A 22,050-nucleotide genomic window follows, 5' to 3' on the forward strand; every position below is an offset into this window, starting at 1 on the left:
CGGCGGGTTTCTTAATGGGGCATCAGTGCCGCGTCAAAGGCATACCGGTTCTGCTTCCAGCTCGACGCCGAAACGCGCGTGGATGTCGCGTTTGACCGCATCGGCGAGTTCGATGATTTGCGCGCCCGATGCCCCGCCGCGATTGACCAGTACCAACGCCTGCCGGTCGTGCACGGCGGCCGCGCCGATTGAACGGCCTTTCCAGCCGCATTGGTCGATAAGCCAGCCCGCTGCCAGCTTGAATTGCCCGTCCGGCTGTTTGTACGAGACGAGCTCCGGCTCGCGCGCCTTGAGCGCATCGAACTCGGCCGCGCTGATCACCGGGTTCTTGAAAAAGCTTCCGGCGTTTCCAAGCACGCGCCAGTCGGGCAGCTTCGCCTGACGCACGGCGACGACTGCATTAAAGATCGCTTGCGGATTGTCCGACGCGCCCCTTTCCAGCACGCGCGCAATGTCTGCGTATTCCGCACGCGGCGTCCACTTTTTCGGCAGACGAAACGTCACCGAAACGATCACAAAACGTCCGCGCCCTTCCCGCTTGAAATAACTGTCGCGATAACCGAACGCGCACGCGTTGCGATCGAATTCGCGCGTTTCGCCCGTCGATAACTCGATAGCCCGCAAGCGTTCGAAGCGCTCGCCCATTTCCAGCCCATATGCGCCGATGTTCTGGATCGGCGCCGCGCCCACCGTGCCGGGAATCAGCGCGAGGTTTTCGAGTCCCGGGAAGCCTTGCGACAAGCTCCATGCAACGAATTCGTGCCAGTTTTCTCCTCCAGCGGCTTCGACATACACCGCTTCGCCGTCTTGATCGATTACATGACGTCCGCGCAATTCCATCAGCAATGCAACGCCATCGAAATCCTTCGTCAGCACCACATTGCTGCCACCGCCAAGAATTAGCCGTGCCCTGTCTTTGAGACGTTTGTCGTGAGCAAGCGCCGCAATCTGTGCTTCTTCCGTCAGCCGAAGCGCGAGTCTGGCGCGGACATCGAAACCGAAGGTGTTGTGCGCGAGCAGCGGGTAGTCGGAGAGGAGTTCGTACTCGGGCATTGAGGCAGCACTAAGGGTGTGGTCTTGGGCAAACCGGGACGGCATCGGTAGAATGACGTTGGTTAGTGATTATAGCGAGTGCGTGCAGGCAGTCTGGCGCCTCGCCTCAACGAAGGGGAATACAAATGCCATCGTTTGACGTCGTCAGCGAAGCAAACATGATCGAGGTGAAAAACGCCATCGAACAGTCGAACAAGGAGATTTCCACGCGCTTTGACTTCAAGGGTTCGGATTCGCGCATCGAGCAAAAGGATCGCGACCTGACGCTTTTTGCCGACGATGATTTCAAGCTCGGCCAGATCAAGGACGTGATGTTGTCGAAGCTGGCAAAGCGCAATGTGGACGTGCGATTCCTGGATTACGGCAAGATCGAGAAGATCGGCGGCGACAAGCTGAAGCAAGTCGTCGAGATCAAGAAAGGCGTGACCGGCGACCTGGCAAAGAAGATCGTCAAGATGGTCAAGGACAGCAAGATCAAGGTCCAGGCCAGCATTCAGGGCGACGCGGTGCGCATCAATGGCACGAAGCGCGACGATCTGCAAAGCGCGATCGCCATGCTGAAGAAAGACGTGACGGACGCGCCGCTCGACTTCAACAACTTCCGGGACTGATGGACCGGTTTCGCAAAGCTTGATGTGCAGATAGAAAGCCGCCTTTCAGGCGGCTTTCTTGTTTTAGCGCGGCCTCTATTGAGGCGTTTGAACCGCCGCCTTCTTCTGCCCGATGCGGCTTTCCTTTCCGTCGAGCAACTTCTTGATATTCGCGCGATGCCGCCAGATCAAAAGCGCGCTCATGGCGGCGACGGCGAGCGATATCCGGCTCGGACCAAACAGGAACACATCGAAGAACGGTGCGAATACCGCCGATACCAGCGCGGCCAGTGACGAATACCGGAAGAACACCGCAATGATCACCCACGTCAGCAACGTAGCCAGCCCGAGCACCGGATGAATTGCGAGCAACACGCCTGCCGCCGTTGCAACGCCCTTGCCGCCCTGGAACTTGAAGAATATTGGGTACAGGTGACCGAGAAATACGGCGATGGCCGCAAGCGCGATCGCCGTTGAGTCCAGTCCGAAGCGTGCGCCGAAATGCACCACGAGCCATACCGCGAGCCAGCCTTTGAAGGCATCGCCGAGCAGTGTCAAAACCGCGGCCAGCTTGTTGCCCGTGCGCAGGACGTTCGTCGCGCCGGGATTGCCTGATCCGTACGAACGCGGATCGGCAAGACCCATGGCCGAACTCACGACGACCGCAAACGAGATCGAGCCGATCAGATAAGCCACCACAGCGACAATCACATTGTTCATTGATTTCTTCTTGTCTTCGGAAACGGAAAGCGGGATTTCAAGACGCGCATTCTAATCGACGCTCGCGCAATTCACGGGCGTGGCCTTCAACAACCCGGTCAGGATCTGCGGCCTGATACTCACCAGATACCCGCGCCGCCCGCCGTTCAGATAAATTGTGCCGAGATCGAAAATGCTGGACTCAACGTACACGGGCATCGCCTTTCGGGTACCAAATGGCGACGTGCCGCCAATCAGGAAACCCGAATGCCGGTTCGCCACTTCAGGCTTGCACGGCTCGACGCGCTTGGCTCCGATCTGCCGCGCGAGGTTCTTGGTCGAGACGGTTTTGTCGCCATGCATGAGCACGATCAACGGCTTCGCGTGCTCGTCTTCCATCACGAGCGTCTTGACGACCGAATGCTCGTCTACACCGAGCTGACGGGCCGATTCCTCCGTGCCGCCATGCTCGACATATTCATAAGGATGCTCGCCGAACTCGACTTTGTGCCGGCGCAAAAACTGCGTCGCCGGCGTTTCCGAAATGTGTTTTACCTTGGACATGTCGGCATTGTAGCGGCGCGAAAGCGGGGCCACCATCGGCCGAACGGCCAATTGTGCGAGCCGATTCAGTGTGGCACGATCGTTCGGAAATATCGATCAGACCTGCATCACCCGGAGATTCAAAACGTGATTCGCGATTCAGAAACCCAGACGCTGCTCGAGGACGCTATCCGCCGTTTTGTGCGCGAGACGCTCGTGCCGCGCGAAGCCGAGGTCGATGAAACCGACCAGATTCCCGCCGATGTCCTAGCCGCCATGCGCGAGATCGGCCTGTTCGGCTTGACGATTCCCGAAGCGTACGGCGGCCTCGGCCTCACCATGGAGGAAGAAGTGCGCGTCGCTTTCGAACTCGGCCAGACATCCCCGGCATTCAGGTCGGTGATCGGGACCAACAACGGGATTGGTTCCATCGGCATCCTGCTCGACGGCAGCGAGGAGCAGAAGCGTCACTATCTGCCGAAGCTTGCCGCGGGCGACTTGATCGGCTCGTTTTGCCTGACGGAGCCGGATTCGGGATCGGACGCGGCATCGCTGAAAACCACTGCAAAAAAGGACGGCGATCATTACGTGCTGAACGGCACGAAGCGCTACATCACGAATGCGCCGGAGGCCGGCATTTATACCGTCATGGCGCGCACGAGCGACGCGAAAGGCGCGAGCGGCATTTCGGCGTTTATCGTGGAGCGCGAATCGCCGGGCTTGTCGCTTGGAAGGCCCGATAAAAAGATGGGCCAGCGCGGCGCACATACATGCGACGTGATCTTCGAAAATTGCCGCATTCCGGCAGGACAGTTGATTGGCGGCGTTGAAGGCGTCGGCTTCAAGACGGCCATGAAAGTGCTCGACAAGGGACGTTTGCACATCGCCGCCGTGGCGATTGGTGCGGCGAAACGGATGCTGCGCGACGCCCTCGCCTACGCAACCGAGCGCAAGCAGTTCGGCCAGCCGATTGTCGAATTCCAGCTCGTCCAGGGCATGCTCGCCGACAGCAAGACCGAGATCTACGCGGCCGAATGCATGGTGCTCGACGCCGCGCGCCGCCGTGACGAAGGCCGCGACGTATCGGTGGAGGCGTCGTGCGCGAAATACTTTGCGACCGAAATGTGCGGGCGCGTAGCGGATCGCGCGGTGCAGATTCACGGCGGCGCGGGATACATCTCGGAGTACGGGATCGAGCGGTTTTATCGCGATGTGCGATTGTTCCGGCTTTACGAAGGCACGTCGCAGATTCAGCAGGTCATCATCGCGCGCGGTTTGATGCGCGGCACGGAGATTTGAGATGGATATCGATGTCGATGCATTGCTTCGCGCGCTGCCCAGGCGCATTTCGGACATCCCCGAACGTCTCGCCACGCGGGACCCGCAACACGTCTTGCTGATCGAGGACGGTCGGCGTCTGAACGCGGCGGAGTTGCTGCAAGCAGTTGATAAAACCGCTCGTCAGCTCGCCGAACTTGGTGTGAAAGGCGGCGATCGCGTGATGATCGTGAGTGAAAACTGTATCGCGCAGGTCGTACTGATGTTCGCGGCGGCGAAACTCGACGCATGGTGTGTGCTGACCAACGCGCGACTTTCGGCAAGTGAAGTCGATGCCATTCGCGATCACGCAAAACCGCGCGTGGTGGCGTTCACTGTGGAGGCATCGAAGGACGCGGCGAATCATGCAGAACGATTGAACGCGGCACCGGGCGCTGATGCATGGCACTTCGTAGTGGACGCGTCAGTCACGCCTGAACCCGTTCACACCGATCCGGCCCGTCAATGCGCCGCGTTGATCTACACCACGGGCACGACGGGTGCGCCGAAAGGCGTGATGCTTTCGCATCGCAATGTGTTGTTCATCGCGGCGATTTCCAGCACGTTGCGGCGCGTGACGCACGAGGACGTGGTTTATGCCGTCTTGCCGATTACGCACGTGTACGGGCTGGCCTCGGTATGCCTTGGCAGCTTGTACGCAGGTGCCACGTTGAGGCTTGCGCCGCGCTTCGCGCCCGATGCCGTCCGCCACGCGCTGGCCGAAGAAAACATCTCGATCTTTCAGGGCGTGCCGGCCATGCACGCGAAGCTGGTCGAGCACGTGCAGACAAGCAATCAACCCTGGCGCGCACCCGCGTTGCGCTTTGCCTATTCGGGCGGCTCTCCACTCGATCCCGCGTTGAAAGCGCGCGTCGAAGCGCTTTACAAAGTACCGCTGCACAACGGCTACGGCATGACGGAAAGCAGCCCGACCATTGCGCAGACCATGCTCGATGCGCCGCGCGGAGACTGCGCGGCCGGACATCCGATACCGGGCATCGAACTGCGTTTTGTCGGGATGGACGGCGTCGATGTGCCGTCGGGCGAAGTTGGCGAATTGTGGGTGCGAGGACCGAACGTGATGCTCGGCTATTACCGCAACGATGCCCAGACGCGCGTGACGGTCACCGAAGACGGCTGGCTTCGAACTGGCGATCTCGCGCGGCTGGAGGCGGATGGCGCGCTGGTCATTGCGGGGAGGAGCAAGGAGCTGATCATCCGCTCGGGCTTCAACGTGTATCCGGCGGAAGTCGAGAACGTGCTGAATGCGCATCCTGGCGTGCTGCAGTCGGCGGTGATCGGGCGAACGGTCGAAGGCAACGAGGAAGTGGTCGCGTTCGTTGAATTGCTGCCGTCGGTGCATGCGCTGCCCGATGACATTGTTGAGTGGTGCGCCGCGCGGCTTGCGCCTTATAAGCGTCCGGCGGAGATCCGCGTGCTCGCGGCGTTGCCGGCGGCATCGACGGGAAAGGTGTTGAAGCACAAGCTCAGGGATGAGCTTTAGCTCTTAAGTGAAACATCAACCCCGCGGATGATGCTCCTTGTGTAGCGTCCTCAAGCGTTCACGCGCGACGTGCGTGTAGATCTGCGTGGTCGAGATATCCGTATGCCCGAGCAGCAACTGCACCACGCGCAAGTCCGCGCCGTGATTCAGCAAATGCGTGGCGAACGCGTGCCGCAAGGTATGCGGCGAAAGCGGCGCGCGGACGTCGCCGGTCAGTGCGTGGCGCTTGATGATGTTCCAGAATTGCTGACGCGTCATGCCTTCGCCGCGCGTGGTCACGAAAAGCGCATCGGCGGCGCGGGCGCCGAGCAGCGCCGGACGCGATTCCCGCAAATACCGCTCGATCCAGTCATGCGCCACCGCGCCGAACGGGATCAGGCGCTCTTTTGAACCCTTGCCCATCACGCGCACTACACCTTCGTTCAAGCCGACTTCAACGGTCTTCAAGGTCACGAGTTCGGTCACGCGCAATCCGCTTGCGTACATGAGTTCGAGCATCGTGCGATCGCGCAAGCCGAGCGCGGTTTCCACGTCGGGCGCATTCAGCAGGGCTTCGACTTGCGCCTCGTTCAGCGTTTTCGGAAAACGCGGCGCCTGTTTGGCGGAGCGCAGCTTCAGGGTGGGATCGGCCAGCGCGCGATGTTCACGCAGCGCCCACGCGTAGTATCGGCGGAATACGGACAGGCGGCGATTCGCCGATGTCGCCTTGTCTGCACGTCGCGCGGCAAGGTAGCCGTTCATGTCGATTTCGGTGGCGGTATCGATATCACCGCCGCGCGTCTTCGATAACCACTCGGCAAACAACCTCAGGTCGCGCCGGTAAGCTTCCAGCGAGTTCTTGGCGAGCCCATGTTCGAGCCAGAGCGCATCGCAAAAGAGGTCGATGGACGCGCTGCTCGACACCATTTCCTGCGCTCGTTCCACCTCGGTCACGTCCATTGATGCTTCCTTTAAGCGTTGCGTCATGCTGCCTGCCGTAGCGCCCATTGCACGTGTTCGCGCACGAGCTCCGATGCATCGCCGGCGCGGGCATGCAACGCGTTGCGTATTTCCGAGCGCGAATCCGCATCGAGCGACGTGGAGCGTAACGCGTTGCCCATGCCCACGGCAATATTGCGCAGCCATCGTTCATGGCCAATACGGCGAATCGCGCTGCCTTGCATGCGCTCATCGAATTCGGCTGCGCTCCAGCCGAACAGCGTCACGAGCGACGCGCGATCGAGCCCATGCCGGACATCGAAATCCGCGACGGGCGCGGCTTGCGCGAATTTGTTCCACGGACACACGAGCTGGCAATCGTCGCAACCATAGACCCGATTGCCGATCAGCGGCCGCATCTCCTCCGGAATACTGCCCTTCAATTCGATGGTGAGATACGAAATGCAGCGCCGCGCATCGAGCCTGTACGGCGCGATGATCGCCTGCGTCGGACATACATCGATACACTTCGTACAGCTTCCGCAATGCGAACCTTCGTGCTCGGGCGCGTGTTCGGGATGGGTCTCGGCATCGGCAGGAAGCGGAATATCGACCAGAATCTCACCGATAAAAAACAGCGACCCTGCGTCACGTTGCAGCAGCAGCGTGTGTTTGCCGCGCCAGCCGTTCCCGGCTTTCTGCGCCAGCTCAACCTCCAGAACCGGTGCGGAATCCGTGAACACGCGGTACCCGAACGGCCCGATTTCCGCTTCGATGCGATCCGCCAGATGCTGCAAACGGCTGCGCATGACCTTGTGATAATCGCGGCCCCGGGCATAAACGGACACGACGGCCGCGGCCGGATCATCGATACGCGCCCACTCGGCAGCGCGCCAGTCGAGCGGCTCCGCGCCGGCTGTCGAGGTACTTTCGCGCGCCTTGCCATCGAGTGTCGATGCCGGCAGATAGGCCATCCGAACTGTAATAACACGTCGCGTACCGGCCACAAGCTCGGCCGGCCTTGTGCGTTTCATCGCATGTTTGGCCATATAATCCATCTCGCCGTGATAGCCTGCTTCGAGCCACGATGCGAGGCCTTCTTCGGCATCCGTCAAGTCGGCGTCGCTGACGCCGACCGCACCGAACCCCAACTCGCGCCCCCAAGCCTTGATGCGCAGCGCGAGTTCAGCCAGCGCAGCTTTGTCATCAATTCTGAAGTGGCGCAGGTTTTCGGCGGCGTCGTCAGACGTGCGCTCGTGTTCCACAGGGTGTTCCGGCAAACGGTTCATCACGACATTTTACGAGAATGCCCGACAGCCTCACTCGATCGATTGCAAATCTGCCCGCCGCGCTCCTCGAACGCCGCTTCGACCTGCCCGGCGAGGACGCAACGCTTGCGTTCGGCGGACAATTCGCACGGGCGATTCTCGCGCGGTGCAGCACGAGCGGCGAACGTTTTCCCGGTTTGCAGGTCCAGTTGATCGGCGACCTGGGTGCCGGAAAAACCACGCTGGTGCGCGCAACATTGCGCGCGCTCGGTCACGCGGGCCGCGTGCGCAGTCCCACTTACACGCTCGTCGAGCCGTACTCGCTTGCCACGCAAACAACGCAAACGGGCGCGCTGGCGCTTTACCACTTCGATCTTTATCGCTTCACCGATCCAGCCGAATGGATCGATGCCGGCTTTCGCGAGTATTTCGACTCGGGCGCGATCTGCCTGATCGAATGGCCGCAACGCGCCGGCGGATTGCTGGGTGTGCCGGATCTCGAATTCAAGCTGGAACAGGAAGGCGAAGGCCGCGTGCTGACCGCGCGCGCGTTTAGCGAAACAGGAAAGTCATGTCTCGAAAGTTGTTGATCAAGCCGTTTCATTCGATCGAATCGACCGCCACCGCGTCGCACAACTGGCGCCGGCGCCAGATGCTGCGCGCAGGGGCATCGACCATTGCGCTTGCGTTGCTCGGGCCGAAGCTCGCATACGCGAGTTCGGTGCTTGGCGTGCGCGTATGGCCCGCTCGCGATTACACCCGCGTGACGATCGAGTCGGATCAACCGCTGCAAAACAATCAGCAACTGCTGCAGGGGCCGGACCGGCTCGTGGTCGACCTGAACGGACTGGATCTCGATCAGGAACTGAAAGACCTGGTCTCGAAGATCACGCCGAACGATCCGCAGATCCAGTCGGTGCGTATCGGGCAATATCAGCCGCATGTCGTGCGCATGGTGTTCGACCTGAAGGGCGCGGTGAAACCGCAGGTGTTCACGCTGACGCCTATTGGCAGCTATAAGTATCGGCTGGTCTTCGATTTGTATCCCGCAGTTGCGCCCGATCCGCTGATGGATCTGCTCGCGCAGTCCGAGCACAAGCAGCAGGCCATCGACCAGAGCAACCCGAATCCAACTCAGCCGCCTGCTACGCTGAGCGGTCCGGCAACGGCGCCCAAGTCGAACGCGCCGGACAACACCGACGAGTTTTTCCAGAAGTACGCGCAGGCCAATGACCTGCCGCGTGCGCCATCGCCCGCGCCGGTCGCGCCCTCAGCGCCGGCCATCCCTCTCGCCAGGCCGCGCCCGACGATCAAACCCGCGCCGCCGACGGCCATCGCCAAAGATGACTCGTCCGACAGCACTACCAGCGACGACTACGGCTTCGCCAATCCGAAAAGCAGCAAAGGCGGCACGACGCGCCTGCTTACGGTTGCGATCGACCCGGGTCATGGCGGCGAGGATCCGGGCGCGATCGGCGGCGGCGGCACGTACGAAAAACATATCGCGCTCGATATTGCCAAGAAGCTGCGCGCCAAGATCGACGCCCAGCCGAACATGCGCGCCATGATGACGCGCGACAACGACTTCTTCGTGCCGCTCAACGTGCGTGTGCAAAAGGCGCGCCGCGTAGGCGCGGACCTGTTTGTATCGATTCACGCCGATGCGTTCACCACGCCTTCCGCGCGTGGGTCGTCCGTGTTTGCGTTATCCGATCATGGCGCATCGAGCGCGGCTGCACGATGGATGGCGAACAAGGAGAACTCGTCGGATTCCATTGGCGGCATCAACGTGACAACACAGGATGCAAGCGTCAACCGCGCGCTCTTCGATATGTCCACGACCGCCCAGATTCGCGATTCCATGCGCTACGGCAATTTCGTGCTCAACGAGATCGGCGATATCAACAAGCTGCACAAGGGCTCGGTGGAGCAAGCCGGCTTTGCCGTACTGAAGGCGCCGGATATTCCGTCCATTCTTGTGGAAACCGCGTTCATCAGTAACCCGGAAGAAGAGCAGCGCCTGAACGACGACGCGTATCGCGACAAGATGGCCAACGCGATCATGAAAGGCATCAAGCGATATTTCGCGGCGAACCCGCCCTTGGCGAAGAGCCGGATGACCTGAAGCAATGCACCATGCCGGCGTCTCAGCGCGCCGGCATCAACCGTTGCCTCAACCATCCACCGAACACATTCACGACCAGTCCGGCCATAACCAGGACTGCGCCGACAAACTGCATGGAGCTCAGTCCTTCGTCGAGCAGCAATGCGGCCGATGCCAGTCCCACAATGGGCACGAGCAGCGAGAACGGCGCCACCTGACTCGCCGGATAACGCCCCAGCAGCTTTCCCCACAGCGTGTAGCCGAGCATCGTCGCGATAAACGCCAGATACACGATTGCAAGAACCGACGTCGTGGAAATGGCCGCGAGGCTTGCCTCGATGCGCGCCGGCCCTTCCATCACCAATGACAAGGCCAGGAACGGCAGCGGCGGCACGAGGCTCGCCCACACGACAAGCGACAGCAAGTTGACCTTGCCCATGCGCTTGGTAATCACGTTTCCGATTCCCCACATTGCCGATGCCGCCACCGTCAGCAGAAAGCCCGCGACGGTCATGGCGTGACCCGCCTGCATGCCGATCACGGCGAGCCCGCACGCAGCAATCAGCAAGCCCAATATGTTCGGCCCGCGAACCTGCTCGCCCAGGATCATGGCCGCGAAGATCAGCGTGAAAAACGCCTGCGCCTGCAAGACGAGCGAGGCGAGACCCGCAGGCATGCCCACGGACATTGCGTAGAAGAGCAGCACGAACTGACCAAGCGAGATGGTCGCGCCGTATGCGAATACCCATAGAAAGGGAACGGCCGGGCGCTTGACGAAAAACACCGCCGGCACCGCCACTAACGAGAATCGCAACGCCCCGAGCAGCATTGGCGGCACGCCGTGCAAACCGACCTTGATCACGACGAAATTCACGCCCCAGGCAAGAATCACGATCAGCGCGGACAACAAATCCCTTGGCGACACAGCCATCTCCGTTAGTTGTATTCGATCTTCGCCGATCGTCTGGATCGCACGTGAATCGATACTTTAGCGGACGTTTTTGCAACTGCGTTGTACAAACTCACGGCATGGCCCATTCGGACAAGGCCACGCTGACAATTTTGGACAAAGAAAAAGCGCTTGTACCAGGACCGGCACAAGCGCTTCTCAAGTTCCCGGGGATTTACTTACCCTGGCCGTTTTCCACTGCGGCGCTGGCGCCCGTTTCGACCGCCGGCGTTTTGCTCTTGTTAGCCGACAAGCCATTCGACGACTTGTTGGTCCCGTGGCGTTGCATACGATGTTTTTTCATCGGCGCAGAGGCGCCCGACATCGGTGCGGCGGTGGAGTCACTGGCCGTCGAGTTGTCGCTCGATGTCTGCGCGAAAGCGCTGCCGGTAGCAAGAAGTCCAGCCGTAAGGGCGATCAAAAGCGTATTTTTGGTCATTATCAAAACTCCTGTCTTATGCAAAAGGGACGTTCAAGTGCTGCGGTTTTCAGGGATTGCGGTAACTATCTGCGTAACCACGAACCATAGGCCTTACGGCCTATCGCCGGATGACGCATGCATGCTTGAACCCGGCGCCCAGTAGAATTGCAGTTCCGAGCACGCAACCGAGCGTTCACATGTCTTCCACAATCGAAGCGTTTCTCAAGCCACACCAGCACGACGTCGGCAACCTTACAGTGCGGCGCGTGTTGCCCGCGCTAGCTGTCCGCACGGTCGGGCCGTTCATCTTCTTCGACCATATTGGTCCCGCAACGCTCGTGCCCGGCGTGGGGCTCGACGTCCGGCCGCATCCGCACATCGGGCTTGCGACGGTGACGTATCTGTTCGAGGGCGCGATCATGCATCGCGACAGCCTCGGTTCCTTGCAGAAGATCTCGCCCGGGGACGTGAACTGGATGACGGCGGGACGGGGTATCGTGCATTCGGAACGCACGCCGGACGAAGAACGCGCCGCAGGCCAGACCATGCACGGCATCCAGACGTGGATCGGCCTCCCGGTCGATGCCGAAGAGGTGGCGCCCTCGTTCGAGCATCATCCGGCCGCGACCCTTCCGCTAGTCGAACGCAACGGCGTGCGCTTGCGGGTGATCGCGGGCAGCGCTTTCGGCGAAACGGCGCCGACCACCACCTTCTCGCCGACGTTGTACGTCGCAGCCGAATTCACCCCGGACAGCGCCGTGACGCTCGATACAGAGCACGAAGAGCGCGGTGTGTATTTACTGGAAGGCGACCTCACCATCGACGGCGACGAAGTGCCGGCGGGCCAGATGGCCGTGCTGAAGAACGGGTTTTCCGCCGACCTGCGCAGTACGAATGGCGCCATCGCCATGTTGCTGGGTGGCGCGCCACTTGACGGCACGCGCTTCATCGAATGGAATTTCGTGTCGAGTTCGAAGGAGAAGATCGCAGCCGCGAAGCACGCGTGGAGCGAGCAGCGCATGGGGCATGTGCCTGGCGAGACGGAGTTCATTCCGTTGCCAGCACCGCGCCACGAGAACAATGCTCCAGAAGCGTGAAGCCGCAGCGAACTCGACCTCACCCGAATGCACGCTCGACTGTTTCACGCCGCTCGGCCCCGCTGCGCCCCTTGTATCCACGGAAAGCCGCACAAGCTTCGACGTAGAATTGTCGAAATCGCTTCACGCCCTTTTCTGTAAGACGCCTTATGAGGAACACCATGGATACAACACTCGCCACGTTCGAACAGGATGTCATCACCGCGTCCACGCTAGCGCCGGTCCTCGTGGACTTCTGGGCGCCGTGGTGCGGTCCGTGCAAGACGCTCGGACCCATGCTCGAGCGGCTGGAAGCCGAAGCGGCGGGAACGTGGAAGCTGGTCAAGGTCAACGTGGATGAAAACCAGGAACTCGCGGCGCACTTCCAGGTTCGCAGTATTCCGCACGTGATCGCGTTCGCGGATGGCCAGGCGGTCGATCAGTTCATCGGCGTGCTGCCGGAAGGCCAGTTGCGCGCGTTCATTGAAAAGCTGATGCCGGATGACGCCGAAGCCGAACTGAGGGCGGCGCACGCGGCGCTGGAGGCGGGCGACACGGATCTGGCAATCGACCATATCAAGGCGGCGCTCGTGCTCGATCCCAGTCACGACGACGCCCGCCTGGACCTGATCGAATGGCTGCTGGCTGCAGGCCGCACGGACGAAGCACGCGAAGAAGACAAGCTGTTGTCGCCGAAAACCACGCAAGGAATCGATGCCCGGTACAACGCGCTGAAAACCGAGCTCGACGCTGCCGAAGCCGCCGCGAGCCTTCCGCCCGCCGATGCGTTGATCGACGCGGTGAACGCGAATCCCGATGATCTTGAAGCTCGGTTCGCTTTGGCAAACCGCCTGATTGCGGGCCGCGACTACAACGGCGCGCTGGAGCATTTGTTCGCGATCTTCACGCGCGACCGCGCTTTCATGGACGACGTTGGCCGCAAGACCATGCTGTCGGTGTTCGGTCTGGCAGCGCATCAGCCTGAGGTGGTCTCGGCCTGGCGTCGCAAACTCAGCAGCTCAATGAACTGACTTTAATGCGCGTAATTTAATTCTTTCAATTGGATTAAATCAAATCGAGCAGAAGTCTTCTGCAGAAATTTGCTTAATGCTTTTAATGGCCGCTTCAACCGTAATGGTAAAGCGGCCATTCGTTTCTAAAGCGCCTTCTTCGCAAGTTCCCTCAAGACAAAAGAAACCGCGGCGAACCCAAAACTGGCAGTGACACACACGCTCGATCCAAACCCGGCGCAATTCAAACCCACCGGTCCGGCATATCCTGGCGCGGTTTCGACGTGCTCGGCTTCCCCGCCGATATCGCTGGCCAGCGCTTCCGGGTAGATCAGCGGTTCCTCCGAGTAGACGGCGCTCACCTTGAATCGCGACTTCGGTCCGCGCGGAAACCCGTGCGACTTGCGCAACTGGCCGCGCACCTTCGAGAGCAGCGGGTCCTGGATCGTAAGCGCAAGATCATCGATACGAATCCGCGTCGGATCGAGCTGCCCGCCCGCGCCGCCAACCGTGATCAGCGCCTGATCGTGCTCGACGCACCATGCAATTAGCGCCGTTTTCGTACGCACGCTGTCGATTGCATCGATCACGAAGTCAAAACCGCCGCCCAGCACCGAATCGAAGTTCGCAGGCTCCACGAAGTCTTCAACCTCGTTCACACGGCAATCCGGATTGATGAGCCGGATACGCTCGGCCATGGCCGTGACCTTGGCCTTGCCGTAGTTGCCATCGAGCGCGGGCACCTGCCGGTTGGTATTGCTCTCGGCGACGTTGTCCAGGTCGATCAGCGTCAGCCGTCCGATCGCATTACGCGCCAGCGCTTCGACCGCCCACGAACCCACGCCGCCAATGCCGATCACGGCGACATGCGCACTTTCGAACGCGGCGAGCCCCGCCGGGCCGTACAAGCGCGCCACCCCACCAAAACGCCGGGCTCGATCGGGCGCTTCAAACTCCGGCGTAGCGGGGTTAGTATTCGAAGCATCGACAGAAGCGGAAATGGCGGTCATAAACGTTTTACGGGCAGGGACACAAGCAAGGAGGCGGAACTGGCGCACTATCACAACGATAGAAGCGCATATGAGCAGAAATGCGCCGAATTGCGTATTCTGCCTTATCGAAGACTGGACGTCGGATACCAGCCTCCAGTTTTCCGAAAGCAGAATGAAAATAAACGCTCAAGTCACGTCAATCCTGTTGCACGGCTTCATGACCTGACTCAATAAAGGTCGTGGAAGCAATAACCGTAAAGCGCACGATTTGCAGACCTTGGCTATACTAATGCGATTGAAGTGCTTGCATAAAAAATGACTACCCTCGCTGACCTTCGAAAGAATTATTCCGTCGGATCGCTGGACACATCCGACGTGGATCCGAATCCCATTCGGCAATTCGAAAGCTGGTTTGCGCAAGCGCAGGACGCACAACTCCCCGAACCCAACACCATGACGCTTGCCACCGTCGACGAACACGGCCGGCCATCGGCGCGTATCGTGCTCATCAAGGGCGTCGACGATCGCGGGTTCGTGTTCTTCACCAATTACCTCAGCCGCAAAGGCCATGAGCTCGCCGGCAACGCTGCCGCGAGCCTGCTGTTTTACTGGATCGAACTCGAGCGCCAGGTGCGCGTCGAGGGCTCCGTCGTCAAGACAAGTCCGGAAGAAAGCGACGCATACTTCGCGTCGCGCCCGCTTGGATCGCGAATAGGCGCGTGGGCGTCGGAGCAAAGTGAAGTGATCGAAAGCCGCGCGGTGCTCGAAGCCCGCGAGCGCGAACTGATCGCAAAATACGGTGACAACCCGCCGCGCCCTCCCCATTGGGGCGGCTACCGGCTCGTTCCCGACACTATCGAATTCTGGCAGGGCCGCCCTTCACGGTTGCACGACCGTGTCGTCTATAAACGTGATGCACGCGAGCAAGCGGATAACGGCCAGCAATGGCGCATCGTCCGACTATCGCCTTAGCGCCCGAAGGCGTCTTTAAGCGTGTCTTAAAGCACCTTCACCGAATTTTTGCTTCGCTTGACCGTATCAGACCTTCGCCCGGTTCAAGGTGAACCGACATGAGCGACCCGCGTTGAATCGCGTCTCGTTGCGGCGTGTCCGAAAGGATATGGCGAAAGCAGAAAAACATCACGACGTGACGTACCAATGTGCAGTGCAAGCGACCCGGTTTGGCTTCAATTTCATCTGAGCGCGGAGAACAAGCATGTTTTGGGAGAAAAAGCTGACGCAGTGGGTGCAGGACATCCGGGACCGGGCCAACTTGCCCGCACGCCTTGTCCTGTGGGATGGACAGCAACATGACTTCGGAAGTTTCGCGGCGCCGCAAGTCACGTTGCACGTGAAGAGCGCGACTGCCCTGCCTTACCTGCTCGAACCGAGTCTGGACAATCTCGGTGAAGCGTATGTGAAAGGCAAGATCGACATAGAGGGCAAGCTGTCGGACATCATCAACATCGGGTACGGGCTGGCCAAGAACACGGTCACCAGCGCGGGCAAGCTTGCGCGCGTGCGGCGTTACTTCAATCATACGAAGGCGTCGGACAAGAAAGCCATTCAGTACCACTACGATGTATCGAACGAGTTCTACGCGCTCTGGCTCGACAAGAACATGGTCTACTCGTGCGCGTATTTCGAGAACGGCGACGAAGACCTCGCCACTGCGCAGATCAAAAAGATCGATCACATCCTGACCAAGATCCAGTTGCAGCCGGGCCAGCGCCTGCTCGACATTGGCTGCGGCTGGGGCGCGCTCGTCTTGCGCGCGGCAGAAAAATTCGGCGCGCAATGCGTGGGCGTCACGCTCTCGCAGAACCAGTTCGATCTCGCGACCAAGCGCGTGAAAGACGCAGGACTCGAAGACAAGATCGAGATCCGTCTGCAGGATTACCGCGACGTGCAAGGCCAGTTCGACCGGATCACGAGCGTCGGGATGTTCGAGCACGTCGGCCGCAAGAACCTGCCCGGCTACTTTGCCAAGGTGCGTGACCTGCTGGTCGACGACGGCATCGCGATGAACCACGGCATTACGTCGACCGATTACGACAGCGGCGAAACGGCGCTGGGCGGCGGCGAGTTCATCGACCGATATGTATTTCCGGACGGCGAGCTGCCGCATATCGGGCTGGCGCTCGAAGCGCTGCAGGAGGGCGGCCTGGAAGCGGTGGACGTGGAAAGCCTGCGCCGTCACTACGCGCGCACGCTCGACATCTGGGCGGAGAATTTCGAAGCGCACGCCGACAAGGCCAAGTCGCTCGTGGACGATGAAAAATTCCGCATCTGGCGCGTGTACCTTGCAGGATGCGCGTATGCGTTCGAAAATGACGACGTCTCGATCTACCAGATCGTCTGCCGGAAGGCCGGGCGCAGCGCGAAAACGCTGCCGTGGTCGCGCCGGTACATTTACGAAAAATCGCTCTGAGTTCAACGCCCGATTCTGCCGCTCCCCATGAACCCGCGTCCGGTGATGAACCGGACGCGGGTTTTGTCGATGTCGATCTGTTCGGTGAGGTTGTCGAGCCGGAAACTGCGCAACCTCCGAAATCAAAGCCCGCCAAGGCGCCTTCCCCTCGAGCGAAATCACGCGGCGGCGTTCTGCCTGCCCTCGTCACGCCAGAACTCCACGCGCTCGCCGAACAACTTCCGGCGAAGGTTCATATCGGGACATCGACGTGGTCGTTTCCCGGCTGGCGCGACATCGTGTATGGCGACGAGTATTCGTCGGCCAAGCTTTCCCGCGATGGCCTCAACGCGCTCGGCGCGCATCCGCTGCTGCGGTGTGTATCGATAGACCGCTCGTTTTACGGGCCCTTGTCGGTCGCCGATTACGCCCGCTACGCCGGCCAGGTCCCGGCGCATTTCCGGTTTATCGTCAAGGCGCCCGCCTCGGTGACGGACGCCACCGTCCGCGGCGACAAGGGCATACCCGCAGGCGACAATCCCGCATTCCTCGACTCGGGCATCGCGATCAGTGAGTTCGTGGAGCCTTGCATTGCCGGTCTGGGCGAGAAGGCGGGCGCGCTCGTATTCCAGATTCCGCCGCTTCCGGACGCGATGATCGTCGATCCCAGCCTTTTCCTCGATCGATTGTCCGCGTTCTTGCAGGATTTGCCGGCGCTGCCCGGCGAAAGTTGTTATGCCGTCGAGCTGCGCGACGCCATGATGTTGACGCCGCGTTTCATCCGCGTCCTGCGCGGTGCCAACGTGCGCTATTGCGTCGGTATCCATGCACGCATGCCTGATCCGAGGCGTCAGGCAAAGGCGCTCGCGCTGCTCGATGAAGGTGGATTGGGTCCGCTGATCGTGCGCTGGAGCCTGCATGGCGGCTTCAAGTACGAACAGGCGAAAGCGAAGTACGAGCCGTTCGACAAACTCGTCGATGAAGACCCCGACACGCACGAAGCACTCGCCGAACTCGCCGTTCGATACGCGCTCGCGGGTCAACCTGTGGTGATAGCAGTGAACAACAAGGCCGAGGGATCGGCGCCACTGACCTGCGTCAAGATCGCGCGCAACCTCGTTGCCGCGCTCCCGATCTGGCTTGGGCAAAAATAAAGCGGGCTTCAGTTTCCCGAAGGCCGCCTGGTCTTGCTATGCGCCGGCAGTCATCAACGCTTGAGCCTGCTGGCAAATTTCTGCCTGAACTTCGCTACCTTTGGCGCCACCACGAACGCGCAATATCCCTGGTTCGGATGCTGTTCGAAGTAGTTCTGATGATAGTCCTCGGCAGGATAATAGTTGCCGTTCAGCGGCGTCACTTCGGTCACGATCTTACCGTCGAAGATGCCGCCCTTCTGCAGTTCATCGATCACACCCAGCGCGATTTTCCGTTGTTCTTCGGAGTGCGTGAAAATGCTCGACCGGTACTGCGTGCCAACGTCATTACCCTGACGGTTAAGCTGGGTCGGATCGTGTGTGGCGAAGAAAATCTCCAGCACTTCCTTGTATCCGATAACAGCAGGATCGAAGTCGACCTTGATGACTTCGGCATGTCCGGTCGTGCCGTCGCACACTTGTTCGTACGATGGGTCCTTCACCTGCCCGCCGGCATACCCCGACTCCACCGACACCACCCCTTCCACGCCCAAAAACACCGCTTCCGTACACCAAAAACACCCGCCGCCGATGGTGGCGGTTTCGCGTTTCGCCTGCTCGTCATGTTGCGTCATGCTGGCTCCTGGTTCGTGTTCCGCAGTCACCCAGATGCGTGCGGAACCCCTCTGAATCAACCCTGCCAGCTTACTGGTTTTCGTGTATCCATGCTGCCGTCGAGGCTTATGACGCGGCAGCTTCATTATTAGCGGCGTAGTCGATTCCGATAGAATCGCAACAACTGCAATCCTCCGATGACATCGAAACCGAACCATTCTCAATGAAACGCGCTAATCCGCCGAATTTCGATGCAACCGCTTTTCGAGACGCACTGAGTCAGTTCGCGACCGGCGTCACCGTCATCACGACGCGCGCCGCGTCCGGCCAGTTGATCGGCATCACGGCCAGCTCGTTCAATTCCGTCTCGCTCGATCCGCCGCTCGTGCTGTGGAGCCTCGCGACGAAGTCGGCATCCATGCCCGTGTTCCAGGCCAACAGTCACTACGTGGTCAACGTGCTCGCCGCGACGCAAGTCGATCTGTGCAAGCGCTTTGCGACGGTCAAGGGCGACCGTTTTGCAGGGGTATCGCACGCGGCCGGGGACACAGGTATGCCCGTGCTCGATGGCGCCCTCGCCTGGTTCGAATGCCACAACCGCAGCCGCTATCAGGAAGGCGACCACGTGATCTTCGTGGGCCAGGTCGAACGATGCGGCGTGCACGAAAACGCAGCCGAACTAGCCCCTCTGGTATTCCAGGCGGGGCAATTCCATACGATCGAGTCGTTGTAAAACGCGTTGCGAAGCTCAGTTCGTGCGATCGATCAGCGCGACCGGTACGCCGGCTTCGTCCTTCATGGTCTGAAGCACGATATTCGAGCGAATGTCGATCACGCCCGGCGCCTTGTAGAGCTTGCTCAGAATAAAGTCTGAGTAATGTTTCAGGTTATGTGCGAGGACGCGAAGCACGTAATGCGTGTCGCCCGTCACCACGAACGCGCCGACCACTTCCGGCCATTCGCGCACCGCAGCCGCAAATTTCTCGTGCCAGTTTTCCTGGTCATTGCGCATGGACACGTGCACAAACGCCTCCAGTTCCACGCCAAGCCGTTCCCGGTCCAGACATGCGCGATAGCTCGCGATCACCCCTTCTTCCTCGAGCAACCGCATGCGGCGCAAGCACGCCGATGGCGATAGCGAAATCCGTTCGGCCAAATCGAGGTTGCTGATCCGCCCATCTTCCTGCAATACCGACAAAATACGGCAATCCGTTGCGTCGAGCGAGAACCCTGTCATTTTTTAGTCTCCCTGCGGCTGTTTCATCGAATTATGTTCTAAGAGTGGCCCCTTTGGGAGGTTTTTTCTAAATCACGTTTCGAGGATCCGGACCTTAAACCAGCCGCGCCGCCAGTGCGCGGAGCTTTGGGCCGATGACATCTCGAAAATAAATTTCATCCATCGACGATGCGGGACCGCTGCTGCTCAGCACCAGCCAGCGACCGTTGCGGAGATCGCGTACGGGTGCGGCGATCGCATTTACATCAGCGTGCCAGTCACGAAACGAATAGCAACAGCCATCGCGAGCGTAGTCGGAGATCGCATCCCGGGCGGCTTTCACTAATCGCGCGCCGTCTTCGCCGTTTTTCTGCGCCATTGCTTCAAGTTCGTCCAGCAATGCGGCTTGCAGGTCCGGTTCCTGCACGGCGAGATAAGCGCGGCCCATGGAACTGGTGAGCATCGAAAGGCGCGATCCGGGCGCGAGACCGAGCGTGAGCGCAGTCTCGCTGCGGATCGTTTCCAGATAGATCATATCGAGTCCATCGCGGCAACCGAGCGATACCGCCGCCCCAATCTCCCGCGCCAGCACGCGCATGTGCGGCCGCGCCAGTTCGAGCGCGTCCGCGCCGGCGAGTAATGCAAAGCCGAGCGACAGCACGCCTGTATCGAGCGCGTACTTGCCGGCGGGTTCATCGAAGCGCAGGTAGCCGAGCGTTGTCAGTGTGTAGGCAAGACGATTGACGGTAGCCTTGGGAAGCCCCGTCCGTTCGACGAAATCGCGATTTCCCAGCAAGGTTTCACCCGGACGGAACGCTCGGAGCAATTCCAGGCCGCGAGCAAGCGCCACGACAAAACGGCGTTCATCGATTCCATCCAATGAACCCGGTGGATCGGTTATCCCGATGGAACTCGTAGGCATCGGATGCTAGACTCGGTCATTGATTTGCAAAACATTGTTCCGCTTAGCGGAACATCAGTCAAGTCCAAAAACTTGGAATCATAGGAACAGGAGAACACCATGGCCGATGCCGCCCGTTTCAGCTGGGAAGATCCGTTGCTGCTCGACCAGCAACTAAGCGACGAAGAACGCATGATCCGCGATGCCGCGCACGCCTACGCGCAGGACAAGCTGCAGCCGCGCGTGCTTGATGCGTTCCGCAATGAACGCACGGACGTCGAGATCTTTCGTGAAATGGGCGAACTCGGCCTGCTCGGCCCGACCATCCCCGAACAATATGGCGGCCCAGGGCTGAACTACGTCAGCTACGGCCTGATCGCACGCGAAGTGGAACGCGTGGATTCGGGTTACCGGTCGATGATGTCCGTGCAGTCATCGCTGGTCATGGTGCCGATCAACGAATTCGGCACCGACGCGCAAAAGCAAAAGTACCTGCCGAAGCTGGCGACCGGGGAATGGATCGGCTGCTTCGGCCTGACCGAGCCGAACGCGGGCTCCGATCCGGCCAGCATGACCACACGGGCCAAAAAGGTCGATGGCGGGTTTTCGCTGTCGGGCCAGAAGATGTGGATATCGAATTCGCCTATCGCCGATGTGTTTGTAGTCTGGGCGAAGCTCGAAGAAGACGGCCGCGACCAGATTCGCGGTTTCATCCTCGAGAAAGGATGGAAAGGACTCACCGCGCCCGCGATTCACGGCAAGGTCGGTCTAAGGGCATCGATAACCGGCGAAATCGTGATGGACGAAGTCTTCGTGCCGGAAGAAAACCTGATGCCGAACGTGAGCGGCCTCAAGGGACCGTTCACCTGCCTGAACTCAGCGCGTTACGGGATCGCTTGGGGCGCGCTCGGCGCGGCCGAAGCCTGCTGGCACATGGCGCGGCAATACACGCTGGACCGCAAGCAGTTCGGGCGTCCGCTCGCCGCGAACCAGCTCGTCCAGAAAAAACTCGCCGATATGCAGACCGAAATCACGCTGGGCCTTCAAGGCGTGCTGCGCCTCGGCCGCATGAAAGACGAAGGCACGGCGGCGGTCGAGATCACTTCGATCATGAAGCGCAATTCATGCGGCAAGGCGCTGGACATTGCACGTCTCGCGCGTGACATGCTCGGCGGCAATGGCATTTCGGACGAGTTCGGCGTGGCGCGCCATCTGGTGAATCTCGAAGTGGTGAACACGTACGAAGGCACGCACGATATCCACGCGCTGATTCTGGGCCGTGCGCAAACCGGGATCCAGGCGTTTTTCTGACGCTGGCGACTGAGGAATGC

23 protein-coding genes are annotated in these 22,050 nt (G+C 60.3%); 12 read left to right on the plus strand and 11 right to left on the minus strand.

Annotated elements, in window-relative coordinates; translation table 11 throughout:
• Positions 1-33 precede the first annotated feature (33 nt).
• The gene (murB, locus tag AX768_RS12445; RefSeq protein ID WP_062000211.1) at positions 34-1,053 is read right to left on the minus strand and encodes a UDP-N-acetylmuramate dehydrogenase; all 1,020 of its coding nucleotides are present in this window, start codon (positions 1,051-1,053) and stop codon (positions 34-36) included.
• A 125-nt stretch (positions 1,054-1,178) separates the two neighbouring features.
• On the opposite strand from murB, the gene AX768_RS12450 reads away from it, so the two are divergent.
• On the plus strand, positions 1,179-1,664 hold the full coding sequence (locus AX768_RS12450; protein WP_062000212.1) for a YajQ family cyclic di-GMP-binding protein: 486 nt from the start codon (positions 1,179-1,181) through the stop codon (positions 1,662-1,664).
• Between the two features lie 75 nt (positions 1,665-1,739).
• Here AX768_RS12450 and plsY read toward each other — a convergent pair whose 3' ends face one another.
• Entirely contained in the window at positions 1,740-2,363 is a 624-nt protein-coding gene (gene plsY, locus AX768_RS12455) for a glycerol-3-phosphate 1-O-acyltransferase PlsY (protein WP_062000213.1), read from the minus strand.
• Positions 2,364-2,414: 51 nt separating this feature from the next.
• Positions 2,415-2,906 carry an aminoacyl-tRNA deacylase gene (locus tag AX768_RS12460; RefSeq protein ID WP_062000970.1) on the minus strand — a complete coding sequence of 164 codons (492 nt, stop codon included), beginning with the start codon at positions 2,904-2,906 and terminating at the stop codon, positions 2,415-2,417.
• A gap of 126 nt (positions 2,907-3,032) precedes the next feature.
• On the opposite strand from AX768_RS12460, the gene AX768_RS12465 reads away from it, so the two are divergent.
• A complete protein-coding gene (locus AX768_RS12465; protein ID WP_062000214.1) occupies positions 3,033-4,184 on the plus strand; it encodes an acyl-CoA dehydrogenase family protein in 1,152 nt (383 codons plus the stop codon).
• Between the two features lies 1 nt (position 4,185).
• Positions 4,186-5,706: a class I adenylate-forming enzyme family protein gene (locus AX768_RS12470; protein WP_062000215.1), complete on the plus strand. Its 1,521-nt coding sequence runs from the start codon at positions 4,186-4,188 to the stop codon at positions 5,704-5,706.
• Between the two features lie 15 nt (positions 5,707-5,721).
• On the opposite strand, the gene xerD is transcribed toward AX768_RS12470, so the two are convergent.
• Both xerD and queG read right to left on the minus strand, forming a co-directional pair.
• Positions 5,722-6,645, minus strand: a complete 924-nt coding sequence (xerD, locus tag AX768_RS12475; protein WP_086381036.1) for a site-specific tyrosine recombinase XerD — start codon at positions 6,643-6,645, stop codon at positions 5,722-5,724.
• Between the two features lie 23 nt (positions 6,646-6,668).
• Entirely contained in the window at positions 6,669-7,913 is a 1,245-nt protein-coding gene (gene queG / locus AX768_RS12480) for a tRNA epoxyqueuosine(34) reductase QueG (RefSeq protein WP_062000216.1), read from the minus strand.
• A gap of 17 nt (positions 7,914-7,930) precedes the next feature.
• On the opposite strand from queG, the gene tsaE reads away from it, so the two are divergent.
• Positions 7,931-8,482, plus strand: a complete 552-nt coding sequence (tsaE, locus tag AX768_RS12485; RefSeq protein ID WP_062000217.1) for a tRNA (adenosine(37)-N6)-threonylcarbamoyltransferase complex ATPase subunit type 1 TsaE — start codon at positions 7,931-7,933, stop codon at positions 8,480-8,482.
• Positions 8,464-10,017 carry an N-acetylmuramoyl-L-alanine amidase gene (locus AX768_RS12490; protein ID WP_062000218.1) on the plus strand — a complete coding sequence of 518 codons (1,554 nt, stop codon included), beginning with the start codon at positions 8,464-8,466 and terminating at the stop codon, positions 10,015-10,017. Before tsaE ends, AX768_RS12490 begins: the two co-directional genes overlap by 19 nt.
• A 22-nt stretch (positions 10,018-10,039) precedes the next feature.
• Here AX768_RS12490 and AX768_RS12495 read toward each other — a convergent pair whose 3' ends face one another.
• Together AX768_RS12495 and AX768_RS12500 are read right to left on the minus strand one after the other, a co-directional pair.
• A complete protein-coding gene (locus AX768_RS12495) occupies positions 10,040-10,921 on the minus strand; it encodes an EamA family transporter (RefSeq protein WP_062000972.1) in 882 nt (293 codons plus the stop codon).
• 199 nt (positions 10,922-11,120) lie between these two features.
• Positions 11,121-11,384, minus strand: a complete 264-nt coding sequence (locus AX768_RS12500) for a hypothetical protein (protein WP_062000219.1) — start codon at positions 11,382-11,384, stop codon at positions 11,121-11,123.
• Between the two features lie 179 nt (positions 11,385-11,563).
• Between AX768_RS12500 and AX768_RS12505 the strand changes: the two genes are divergently transcribed.
• Positions 11,564-12,463 (plus strand): pirin family protein, encoded by a 900-nt coding sequence (locus AX768_RS12505; protein WP_062000220.1) that lies wholly within the window; start codon positions 11,564-11,566, stop codon positions 12,461-12,463.
• Between the two features lie 161 nt (positions 12,464-12,624).
• Positions 12,625-13,473 carry a thioredoxin gene (gene trxA / locus AX768_RS12510; RefSeq protein WP_062000221.1) on the plus strand — a complete coding sequence of 283 codons (849 nt, stop codon included), beginning with the start codon at positions 12,625-12,627 and terminating at the stop codon, positions 13,471-13,473.
• A 125-nt stretch (positions 13,474-13,598) separates the two neighbouring features.
• On the opposite strand, the gene AX768_RS12515 is transcribed toward trxA, so the two are convergent.
• Positions 13,599-14,462: a tRNA threonylcarbamoyladenosine dehydratase gene (locus AX768_RS12515; protein WP_062000222.1), complete on the minus strand. Its 864-nt coding sequence runs from the start codon at positions 14,460-14,462 to the stop codon at positions 13,599-13,601.
• A 297-nt stretch (positions 14,463-14,759) separates the two neighbouring features.
• On the opposite strand from AX768_RS12515, the gene pdxH reads away from it, so the two are divergent.
• The 3 genes from pdxH to AX768_RS12535 all read left to right on the plus strand — a co-directional run bounded on the left by pdxH (position 14,760) and on the right by AX768_RS12535 (position 18,008).
• Positions 14,760-15,416, plus strand: coding sequence for a pyridoxamine 5'-phosphate oxidase (pdxH, locus tag AX768_RS12525; protein WP_062000224.1), 657 nt, complete (start codon positions 14,760-14,762; stop codon positions 15,414-15,416).
• A 244-nt stretch (positions 15,417-15,660) separates the two neighbouring features.
• Positions 15,661-16,875 (plus strand): SAM-dependent methyltransferase, encoded by a 1,215-nt coding sequence (locus tag AX768_RS12530; protein WP_062000225.1) that lies wholly within the window; start codon positions 15,661-15,663, stop codon positions 16,873-16,875.
• Between the two features lie 77 nt (positions 16,876-16,952).
• Positions 16,953-18,008: a DUF72 domain-containing protein gene (locus AX768_RS12535; protein ID WP_231941385.1), complete on the plus strand. Its 1,056-nt coding sequence runs from the start codon at positions 16,953-16,955 to the stop codon at positions 18,006-18,008.
• 53 nt (positions 18,009-18,061) lie between these two features.
• On the opposite strand, the gene msrA is transcribed toward AX768_RS12535, so the two are convergent.
• Positions 18,062-18,622, minus strand: a complete 561-nt coding sequence (gene msrA, locus AX768_RS12540) for a peptide-methionine (S)-S-oxide reductase MsrA (RefSeq protein ID WP_062000974.1) — start codon at positions 18,620-18,622, stop codon at positions 18,062-18,064.
• A gap of 203 nt (positions 18,623-18,825) precedes the next feature.
• On the opposite strand from msrA, the gene AX768_RS12545 reads away from it, so the two are divergent.
• Positions 18,826-19,335 (plus strand): flavin reductase family protein, encoded by a 510-nt coding sequence (locus AX768_RS12545; protein ID WP_062000226.1) that lies wholly within the window; start codon positions 18,826-18,828, stop codon positions 19,333-19,335.
• A 15-nt stretch (positions 19,336-19,350) separates the two neighbouring features.
• Here AX768_RS12545 and AX768_RS12550 read toward each other — a convergent pair whose 3' ends face one another.
• The gene (locus tag AX768_RS12550) at positions 19,351-19,839 is read right to left on the minus strand and encodes an Lrp/AsnC family transcriptional regulator (RefSeq protein WP_062000227.1); all 489 of its coding nucleotides are present in this window, start codon (positions 19,837-19,839) and stop codon (positions 19,351-19,353) included.
• Positions 19,840-19,933: 94 nt separating this feature from the next.
• Positions 19,934-20,740, minus strand: coding sequence for an IclR family transcriptional regulator (locus AX768_RS12555; protein ID WP_062000228.1), 807 nt, complete (start codon positions 20,738-20,740; stop codon positions 19,934-19,936).
• Positions 20,741-20,839: 99 nt separating this feature from the next.
• Between AX768_RS12555 and AX768_RS12560 the strand changes: the two genes are divergently transcribed.
• Positions 20,840-22,030 carry an acyl-CoA dehydrogenase gene (locus AX768_RS12560; RefSeq protein WP_062000229.1) on the plus strand — a complete coding sequence of 397 codons (1,191 nt, stop codon included), beginning with the start codon at positions 20,840-20,842 and terminating at the stop codon, positions 22,028-22,030.
• Positions 22,031-22,050 lie beyond the last annotated feature (20 nt).

The organism is Burkholderia sp. PAMC 28687 (genome assembly GCF_001577465.1).
In the GTDB taxonomy this organism is placed as follows: domain Bacteria; phylum Pseudomonadota; class Gammaproteobacteria; order Burkholderiales; family Burkholderiaceae; genus Caballeronia.